General features: G+C 70.7%; 9 protein-coding genes and 1 pseudogene. 3 read left to right on the top strand and 7 right to left on the bottom strand.

Going from position 1 to position 8,934, the window contains the following annotated elements:
* Positions 1–197 precede the first annotated feature (197 nt).
* From FXN61_RS56775 to FXN61_RS44180, 3 genes and pseudogenes are all read left to right on the top strand, one after another.
* A pseudogene (locus FXN61_RS56775) lies at positions 198–482 on the top strand (nucleoside-diphosphate sugar epimerase/dehydratase); the annotation flags it as partial.
* 211 nt (positions 483–693) lie between these two features.
* Positions 694–1,302: a sugar transferase gene (locus tag FXN61_RS44185; RefSeq protein ID WP_167979803.1), complete on the top strand. Its 609-nt coding sequence runs from the start codon at positions 694–696 to the stop codon at positions 1,300–1,302.
* 86 nt (positions 1,303–1,388) lie between these two features.
* On the top strand, positions 1,389–2,516 hold the full coding sequence (locus tag FXN61_RS44180; protein ID WP_312878467.1) for a putative glycoside hydrolase family 15 protein: 1,128 nt from the start codon (positions 1,389–1,391) through the stop codon (positions 2,514–2,516).
* On the opposite strand, the gene FXN61_RS44175 is transcribed toward FXN61_RS44180, so the two are convergent.
* The 7 genes from FXN61_RS44175 to FXN61_RS44150 all read right to left on the bottom strand — a co-directional run.
* Entirely contained in the window at positions 2,497–3,489 is a 993-nt protein-coding gene (locus tag FXN61_RS44175; protein ID WP_312878466.1) for a glycosyltransferase family 4 protein, read from the bottom strand. The two genes, FXN61_RS44180 and FXN61_RS44175, sit on opposite strands and share 20 nt — an antisense overlap.
* A 102-nt stretch (positions 3,490–3,591) precedes the next feature.
* Positions 3,592–4,659: a glycosyltransferase gene (locus FXN61_RS44170; RefSeq protein ID WP_167979801.1), complete on the bottom strand. Its 1,068-nt coding sequence runs from the start codon at positions 4,657–4,659 to the stop codon at positions 3,592–3,594.
* Positions 4,656–6,056, bottom strand: a complete 1,401-nt coding sequence (locus FXN61_RS44165; RefSeq protein WP_167979800.1) for an oligosaccharide flippase family protein — start codon at positions 6,054–6,056, stop codon at positions 4,656–4,658. Before FXN61_RS44165 ends, FXN61_RS44170 begins: the two co-directional genes overlap by 4 nt.
* Positions 6,053–7,303: a glycosyltransferase 87 family protein gene (locus FXN61_RS44160; RefSeq protein WP_312878465.1), complete on the bottom strand. Its 1,251-nt coding sequence runs from the start codon at positions 7,301–7,303 to the stop codon at positions 6,053–6,055. Before FXN61_RS44160 ends, FXN61_RS44165 begins: the two co-directional genes overlap by 4 nt.
* Positions 7,300–7,716 carry a hypothetical protein gene (locus tag FXN61_RS53735; RefSeq protein ID WP_246292986.1) on the bottom strand — a complete coding sequence of 139 codons (417 nt, stop codon included), beginning with the start codon at positions 7,714–7,716 and terminating at the stop codon, positions 7,300–7,302. The genes FXN61_RS44160 and FXN61_RS53735 overlap by 4 nt, the downstream gene beginning before the upstream one ends.
* Positions 7,713–8,153, bottom strand: a complete 441-nt coding sequence (locus FXN61_RS53730) for a hypothetical protein (protein ID WP_246292984.1) — start codon at positions 8,151–8,153, stop codon at positions 7,713–7,715. The genes FXN61_RS53735 and FXN61_RS53730 overlap by 4 nt, the downstream gene beginning before the upstream one ends.
* A partial coding sequence (locus tag FXN61_RS44150; protein WP_167979799.1) for a glycosyltransferase occupies positions 8,150–8,934 on the bottom strand: 785 nt, incomplete at its 5' end. The genes FXN61_RS53730 and FXN61_RS44150, both read right to left, overlap by 4 nt.

Below are 8,934 nucleotides of genomic sequence, written 5' to 3'. Positions count from 1 at the left end.
TGCTCGTCCTTGTCGACAGCGCGACGCTCGTGGCGGTGTGCCTGGACGGTGACCTCGGCTGGGCCTGGAGCGGCGCGGTCGCGGCCGCGGTGCTCACGATCAGGGGAGCCTGGCGGCTCTACCGCAGGCGCCTGTGGCTGTCGTGGCTGCAGGACCTGCCCCGGTCGGCGGCCAGCACGGCGCTGGCGTTCGCGCTGATGTCCGGGATCGGCCTGGTCAGCGGCGCGAACGCGCAGGACGTCGCCGCGGTGCAGTGGGCGATGATCACGTTCGCGCTGGTCATCGAGCCGGTGAGGTGGTGCGTGTTCGCCTTCGGCCGGTGGTGCCGCAGGCGCTTCGACCGCTGCGACCGCACGATCATCGTCGGCGCGGACGAGGTCGGGGTGAACCTGGCCAGGACGATGCTCGAGCACCCCGAGTTCGGCCTGCGGCCCGTCGCGTTCGCCGACTCAGGCCCCGATCCCGACCGGCAGCCGCCGATGCTGGAGATCGTCGACGGCGACCTGGCCGACGCGATCGTCCGGCTGCGGGCGGGCACCGTGGTCCTCGCGTTCTCCCACACCCGCGACTCGCCGCTGGTCGACGCGGCGATCACGGCCCACCGGCTGGGCTGCTCGACACTCGTCGTGCCCCGCACTGTACGAGCTCCACCCCGACGGCCCCGGCATCGAACGGCTGCGCAGCTACCCGCTGATGCGCCTGGGCACCGCGCCGACCAGCAGACCGACCTGGTGGATCAAGCGCGCGGCCGACCTCGTGCTGGCGGCGCTGGCGCTGGTCGTGTTGTCGCCGGTCATCGGCCTGTGCGCCCTCGCCGTGCTGGTCGAGAGCGGCCGTCCGCTCTTCTTCCGGCAGGTCCGCGTCGGCATGGACGACCGCACGTTCGTGCTCTACAAGATCCGCAGCGTCCGGCAGTCCGGTGAGGACGACTCGCAGGTCAAGTGGTCGGTTGAGGGCGACTCCAGGGTCGGGCCGGTCGGCCGGTTCCTGCGCCGCACGTCGCTCGACGAGCTGCCCCAGCTGTGGAACATCCTGCGCGGCGACATGTGCGTGGTCGGGCCACGGCCGGAACGTCCCGGTTTCGTTCGCGAGTTTTCCGCCATTCACGAGCTATATTGGGCTCGCCATCGCGTTCCCACCGGCCTGACGGGGCTCGCTCAGGTGCACGGGCTGCGAGGTGACACCTCTATCGCAGACAGGTCTCGATACGACAACTACTACATCGCGAATTGGTCGTTGTGGCTCGACCTGAGGATTCTACTGATGACAGCGGGTGAGTTGTGTTGTCGGAGAAATCGCTGATACATCGATTCGCCGCTGTCGCTCTCGTACTTCTTTCGAGTGCATGCACGGTCAGCGCGGCGAGCGATCCGATCGTCACCGGGCCGGTGCCGAAGCCGCTGGCGCCGTGCGCGTGGTGGTACGGCATCGGCGACTCGCCGTCCGCGTGGGAGATCAAGTCCGCCGCCAAGCACTACGACGTGGTCGTGCTCAACGCGTGGGAGACGGCGGCCATGCGCAAGCTCCACGAGCTGAACCCGAAGGTGAAGGTCCTGGTGTACAAGGACTTCTCCAGCGCCCGCAACTACGACGGCGCGATCGAGGGCGGACGTGACGCCAAGTACCTGCCCACCGGGGTCGGGTACTTCGCGGCGCAGCAGCAGCATCCCGAGTGGTTCGCGATCGACACCGGCGGGCAGCGCATCGAGTGGGCCGACTATCCGTTGCACTGGCAGATGACCGTGTGGGACCCGGCCTACCAGACGGCGTGGGCGGACGCGGTCGTCGGCGAGGTGCTCCGCGAAGGCTGGGACGGCGTGCTGGCGGACAACGACTTCAGCTCGCTCAAGTACTACTCGCCCGCGGTGATCGCGGGCACCGCCGACGCGGCGGGAACCGACCGGTTGCTGCGCGACGGTCTCGACGGCATGCTCACGCTCGCCGGTGACGCCCTGGAGAAGTCGGGGAAGATGCTGGTGCCCAACGTGTCCGAGTCCCAGCTGACGCCCGGCCGGTGGTCGGCGCACTCGCGGTACGCGGGCGCGATGGAGGAGAACTTCGGCCTGCGCGGCGACGACGGCACCGGCGAGCTGATCACGTTCCAGGGCAACGAGTTCAAGGAGCAGCGGGCTCAGGCCGCGCTCGGCGAGTCCTGGTTGCTGCTGGTCACGCACACGAAGTCCGAGCAGGAGGAACGCGTCGGGTACGCGTCGGCCGCGCTGCTCGCGAGCCCCCACACGTGCTGGACGAGGGCCGATCCCGACTACAAGAACCCGTACTGGTCGCTGTACCAGGACGCCCGGCTCGGTGAGGCGGTCGAGACGGCGAACCGCCTCCCGAACGGGGTGTGGAACCGCCGCTACAGCCACGGCTGGGTGGCGGTGAACCCGACGAAAACATCCGTGCTCCTGACTCCTCCCGCCGGCCTCGTGACGCTGCGGGGCGAGCCGGTCCCGCAGCAGTTGGACCTGCCACCGGCGGACGCGGTCGTGCTGGTCAACGGCCCGAAGCGGTGAGCTTGCGGTAGAGGTCGAGGTGGCGCCGTGCGCAGACCTCGGCCGTGAACCGCTCCCTGGCCCTCGTCGCCAGTTTTTCGCCCGTGCTGGTGGGGTCCGGATCGGCGAACAGCTCTCGCAACCGTGCGGCGAGTGCGTCCACGTCCCCCGGCCGCGGGCAGTCGGCACCGGGAATGCCCAGCATGTCCGCCACGCCTCCGGTGTCGGTCGCCACCACGGGTTTGCCGGCCGCCATGGCTTCGGCCACGACGAGCGGCTGCTGCTCCATTGTGGACGGCAGCACCAAGGCGTCGTGCTCGAGCAGCAGCTGGGGGACGTCGGACCGGAATCCGAGGAACTTCACCCTGTTCGTGAGGGCCCGGCGGGTCACCCGGCCTTCCGCCTGCATCCTCTGTGGACCGTCGCCGACGACCGTGAGCGTCGCGTCCTGCGGCATCGTGGTCTCCAGCGCGTCCAGCAGGGTCAGCAGGCCCTTGCGTTCCACGAGCAGACCCACGAACACCAGCTTGCGCACGGGACCGGCTGGCGGGTTCGAGGCGCCGACGTCGACGCAGTTGTCGATGTGGGTCATGCGGTGCGGGGGCACGTAAAGCCGATCGCGCAGAAACCGGCCCATTTCCCTGGCGGGTACCACGGTCCGGTGCACGACGCGGGCGACCGCGGCGTCGGCGGCGAGCACGGCCCGTGTGTACGCCGGCGGTGGGGTCGCGTCCCGCACGCCGCGGAACCACGGCTCGGCCACGTCGTCGGGCACGCCGTGGTAGGTGTGCACGATCCTCGCCCCGGTGGTCGCGAGACCCGCGCTCACCAGTCCGGCCCGCCGGTCCTGGGCGTGCACCACGTCCGGCCGCCATGCCCGCAGCGCCGCACGTGCCTGTCGTGCGGCGCGCATGTCTCCCTTGCGCGGTACGAGGACCTCCTCGAAGTACGGGTCGATCAGCTCGGCGCCTCGCCGGGGCCGTGGACCGAACACGCGTACGTCGGCGCCGGTCCGACTTGGCCAGGGCTGCGGCCAGGCGCACCGTGACGTCCACCGGGCCACCGCTGTCCTGGGTGAGCAGGTAGGCGATCCGTGTCATCGTCGTCCTTCCTCGGTGACCAGCTTCTCCGTGAGCGTCACGATCTGGTCTGTCATGCGATCGCGGTCGAACAGGGTCTCGGCTCGCGCCCGGCCGCGTTTGCCTTCGGCAGCCGCCAGTTCCGGGTCGGCGAGCCGTAGCGCAATCGCTTGCGCCAGGGCTTCGACGTCGCCGGCGGGGACGACCTCGCCGGCGTCACCGAGGCTCTGCTGGACGCCTTCGACGTCGAACGCGACCACCGAACGTCCACAGGCCATCGCTTCCAGCGGTACCAACGCCATGCCCTCGGCGCGAGAGGGCAGAACCACGACGTCCGCTCGTGCGTAGAAGTCGTCCACGGCGTCGCTGTGCCCGTGCCACCGCACTCCGGGGTGCTCGATGGCTCGCAACTCCGCGGCCATGGGGCCGTCGCCGACGATCAGAAGCTGGGCGTCCTGCACGGCTTCCAGCACGTGGGGCCAGGCTTTGAGCAGCAGGTCCTGGCCTTTTTGATGCGCGACTCGGCCGACGCACACGGCTGTGGGGATCTCGTTCGCCTTGTGCTGCGGGCGCAACCGTTGCGTGTCAACGCCGTTGCAGACAACCACCGCTGGTGCGGTCACCCCTGTCCTGCGGCCGGCCTTCAGCTCGTCGTCGCTGACGCACACCAGCAGGTGGGTCCAGCGTGACGCCAGCGATTCCCAGAGTCTGCAGGCGCGGCTCAGCAGGCCATCGGCGATGCGGAACGACCAGAGGTGTGGCTGGAACAGCGTTGGTGTGCGGCCGCGCAGCACGAGCCTGGCCAGCCCTGCTTTGGAACTGTGCAGGTGCACCAGGTCCGGTTTGAGCGCACGCAACGTTCCGCGCAGCTTGCGGAGCTCCACGGCGGTGCGTGGCCCAGGGGAGCGCGTCGCCTGCCAGGGGTGTACCGGGATTCCGGCGTTTCGTGCCTCTTCCGCGAGCCGGCCCGTTGGTGGGCACGCGATGCTGACGTTCCATCCTCGCCGCTGCTGAGCGCGGGCCAGTTCCAGCACCACGACGGCGACCCCTGCCTCGACCGGCTGCGTCACGTGGACGATCTTCACACCCGCTCCTTCAGTCCGATGAGGACAGTCCGGTTCGGCGGCAGGACGACCGCGCAGTACGCGGCGAGCAGCACCAGTCCGGTGGCGGCGAGGCCGGCGATCCCGGTTGCCGCGGGCAGCACCTGGCTCAGGCCGAGACCGACCAGGCCACCGGCCATGACCGTGGCGGCTGCGCGGGCAAGCCCTGCGAATGCGAGGCCGTTGCGGACCAGGACCAGCCAGGTCACCGGAACCAGCAGCCACACCACGGCCACCTGGGTGATGGCGACCGCGATCGCGCCGTGCCGGGTGGTGAACACCAACGCCGTCAGCAGCGTCACGAGGTGTGCGGCTTCGAGGGCGAGGTACTGCCGCGCGTGTCCGGCGGCCCTGATGACCTGGTACCAGACGTGCAGCAGGCTCAGCCCGAGCCCGTAGCCGCAGAGCAGGACGAGGATCCGGGCGGCGTCCGCCCACTGCTCGCCCAGCACCACGATTCCGTCGGCGCGGAGTGCGACCGTGACGTACAGGCCGCCGGTGATCACCAGGGTCGCCACGGTGAACCGGTGCGATGTCGCGGGCAGCCGGTCGGCTTGTCCACTTCGGACCAGCCTGCTGCAGATCGGGAACAGCACGCCGCCCAGGACGACCGCCACCATGATGTACGGCACCCAGGCGATCCGGAACGCGAGTGAGTACCCGCCGACGGCCTCGGGGCCGAGCACGTGGCCGATCGCGAGGTAGTCGACGTTGATCAGCAGCACGGCGATCAGGGCACCGGGGCCGACGACGGCGATCCAGGCCGCTGCTTCCGTTGCGGCGTCACGATCCCAGGTGGGGCGGATCCGCGCTCCCGCGACGGTCGCGAGCACCGGTTGTGCCACGGCCGTGCACAGCAGGCCGATCACCAACGCCGTCGGGCCGGTTCCCCGTGCCGCCAGCGTCACGGTGACCACGGCGCCGATCAGCATCCCGCCCGCGTCGGGCAGCATCCGGCGCCGGAAGTCGAGGTCGCGGTGCATCAACGCCATCTGCACCCCGCCCGCCGCGGTGAACGGGAGGGTGAGTGCTGCGAGTCGCAGCATTCCCGCCGCTTCGGGTGCGCCGAGAGCGGTGGCGATCGGGTTCGCCGTGGCCATCAGCGCCACGGCCAGGACGGCTCCGGCCGCGACGCTCATCGTGAGCACGGTGCCCGCTGTCCGCAGCGGGTCGAGGGCGGTGCGGCTGACGATGTCGTAGACGCCCATCGCCTGGATCACCTGGCTGATGTTGACCACGGAGACGACCAGGGCCACCGCGCCCAGGTCGGCTTCTGTGAGGAACAGCGCGAGCGCCAGCGTCACGACGATCTGGCTGCTCTTGCTCACCAGGTTGACCGCGAAGAGCCACAGCGAGCCCCGCACCGCCACATCGGTCATGCGGCGCGCCGGGTGTGCCGTATGGCGAACAAGACGAGCACGACCCAGGCCGCGACCACGGCGACGCCGTCCAGCGTGACGCTCGCCCGTGTCCCGAGAAGGCTTTTCACCGCTGTGTCGACGAAGTACAGGTGCGCGAACGGAACCGCCAGCAGCAGAGTCGCGCACGCGGCCCACCGCCAGTTGGCCTCCTTTCGGCGCCGCCAGCACACGACCGCCAGCGCGACGAGAGCGGGAACCGCGATCAGCACGTCTCCTGGCTGGTGCACGAGCGCGACCACGATGCCGAGGCACGTCAGCACATCCGCGGCCTCGGACCCGTTGCCGGTTCGGTCGAGCCTGCGGGCCAGGAGAGCGGTCACCGCCAGAACGCCGCACAGCGCCAGCAGTTCCGCCGCGGGTGGCAGCCACCCGGTGGTGCGGAAGAAGACGGCCGGGAGGTCGACGCGTTGCGCGGTCATCGAGTCGACCGCGCCGTACCCGGTGCTGCTGGCCCACTCGAGGTTGCGGGAGATCACGTTCAGGAACTCGCCGATGCCGTCGCCGCGCAGGACGAGCATCGCGGCCACGGGCAGACTGGCCACCGCGGCGATCGCGGTGCCCATGAGGGCGACCTTCCTGTCGCCGCGCACGAACAGCAGCAGTGCCAGCGGCAGGCCGAACTGGGGCTTCAACCAGGCGAGTGCCAACGCCGCCGACGCCCAGACAGGATTCTTCGCGCGCAGCAGCAACGCACCGGCCGCGCCGACCGCGATCAGCGGGTTGACCTGGCCCACGTACATCTGTGCCTTGCCGACCTGGCTCGTCACCAGCAGGGTGGCGATCACGACGGTTCCCGCGACCAGGGGCAGGCGCGCCCGGCCGGCGGCCATCACCGCGAGAACGACCAGCAGCACCAGACAGGCCACGGCGAACGCCACCGCGCCGACCCGGTAGTCCGGCAGCGCGAACGGCAGGTGCAGCACGAGGTGGTAGGGCTGGTAGAGGTTGAAGTTCTGCCGCACCGGCCAGTGCGCGAACATCACCGCGGGGTCGTAGGGGTTGCCGCCGGCCAGGAACTCGCGGATCGGGAAGTACAGCGCGTCCCGGAAGTCCTGCATCCGTTCTTCCGGCAGGTTCTGCGGCGTGGGCAGAGGCGCTTCCCACGACGGCCGCAGGGCCCGTAGGGCGCTGGCGATGCCGGCGAGGGCGACCAGAGCGACGAGGATCGTCTTGGCGAGGCTGGAACGGTTGGCCGTGGTGATCACGCCAGAACCACCGCCACCAGCACGGAAGAGGCGGGCAGCACCGCAAGAGCCGTCGCGAGGTCGTTGCGCCGCTCCCGGTCGTTCGTGGCGACCGCGATCACCGCCGTGCCGTCCGCGGGCTCGGAAGCCTTGTCCGGCAACGCCCGCGCGAGTTCCTCCGCACGCTCCGCCAGCGATGGGCTGACCGGCAGCACCCGCACCGGACGTGCCGCCGCCACGCACAACGCCGTGAGCCGATCGACGAGTGCGGGATCGTCGTCGTGCGCGACGACGACCGGGTGACCGATGCCCGCGGTCGTGAGTGCGGTGCGAACGGTGTTGCCGCGCAAGCGCCGTAGCGCTGCGACGGCCACTCCCGCGATCACGGCCGCGGCCAGTGCGAGCCCGGAGGCGAGCCGCCAGTCCGGCGTCACCTGTGCGGTCTCGGGCTGTGCGTCGACAGCCGGAACCGGGCGGCGGGGGCGAGCAGGTCGGCGTCGATCACGGCTTTCGCGACGGCGGCCACGGCCGATGCGGCGTGCTCAGCCGAGTCCGCGCGCACGGAGATCCGTGCCACGCCGGACGCGGGTACCAGCTCGACCGCGATGGCGCCCGCCAGGCGATCCGGTGACGTGCCCGCCGCCTTCGCCGCCGTGTCCAGGACCGAGGGGCTGCGGACCAGCTGCACCACCGCGGGTGCGGCGAGCGAGGTCACCTCGCCGAACTGGGCGCTGTCCGGTGTGGACGGTGTGGCCAGCAGGGCGAGCCTGCCCTCGCTCTCGCCGTCGCGCAGCGAGACGGCCAGCAGCACCAGCGCGCCGACCGCGACCGCGGCCAGCACACCCTCTACCACAGTTCTGGGAACCTTCATCGTCCCTCCAGGACGGTACGAAGCAGTTCGTCGTAGGACTTCATCAACGTGTGTGCGTCGGCGCCACCGTCACGCGAGGTGGCGACGGAGCGCGCGGTGGGGGAGTACAGCAACCCGCGCAACGCTTTCGCGGTCTGCTCGGGGTTCCGGCGCGGCACGAGCACACCGCCACCTCCGGACAGCACCTCGCGCACTCCGTCCACATCGGACGCGACGACGGGACGACCGGCCGCCAGCGACTCGAGCAGTGCGATCGGCATGCCCTCCCAGTCGCTGGTGAGTACGGTGACGTCCGCCGCTTCGAGCAGATCGCGCACGTCGGTGCGCGTTCCCAGGAACCGGACACGGCCAAGGCCCTGAGCCCGCGTCTCCAACTCCGCGCGCAGGCTGCCGTCCCCGGCCAGCCACAGCTCGGCTTCACCTGGGACCAGCGCCCACGCGTCGAGCAGCACGTCGTGCCGTTTCTGCGGCTCCAGCCTGGCCGGGCACAGCGCGACGGGCACGTCGGGCGCGGTCCCGAGCCTCGCGCGCACGGTCGCCCGATCGACCTCGGGCAGCGAGGGGAACGCGGCGTTCGGGATCACCACCACCGTTTCCAGTCCGGCGTCGCGCAGGCGTTCGGCAGCGGCGGTGGCGACGGCGACGACGGTGTCCGACACGCGCCGCAGGATCCGGACGGCACCGGCGATGTCGGCTTCTGCCACACCGTGGAACACCGTCACCAGCGGCCGCCGTGGTGCCGCCATCCTGGCGGTCAGGCTCGCGGAGACGTTGTGCGCCA

Origin of the sequence: Lentzea indica, assembly GCF_012184385.1 — a bacterium.
In the GTDB taxonomy this organism is placed as follows: domain Bacteria; phylum Actinomycetota; class Actinomycetes; order Mycobacteriales; family Pseudonocardiaceae; genus Lentzea; species Lentzea indica.
This window is presented reverse-complemented; position numbering and strand designations above follow the sequence as displayed.

Excerpts from the sequence above, each read along its gene's own strand:
- FXN61_RS53730 (WP_246292984.1), bottom strand. The coding sequence starts at position 8,153 with ATGAAGGTTCCCAGAACTGTGGTAGAGGGTGTGCTGGCCGCGGTCGCG.
- FXN61_RS44165 (WP_167979800.1), bottom strand. The coding sequence starts at position 6,056 with ATGACCGATGTGGCGGTGCGGGGCTCGCTGTGGCTCTTCGCGGTCAAC.
- FXN61_RS44185 (WP_167979803.1), top strand. The coding sequence starts at position 694 with ATGCGCCTGGGCACCGCGCCGACCAGCAGACCGACCTGGTGGATCAAG.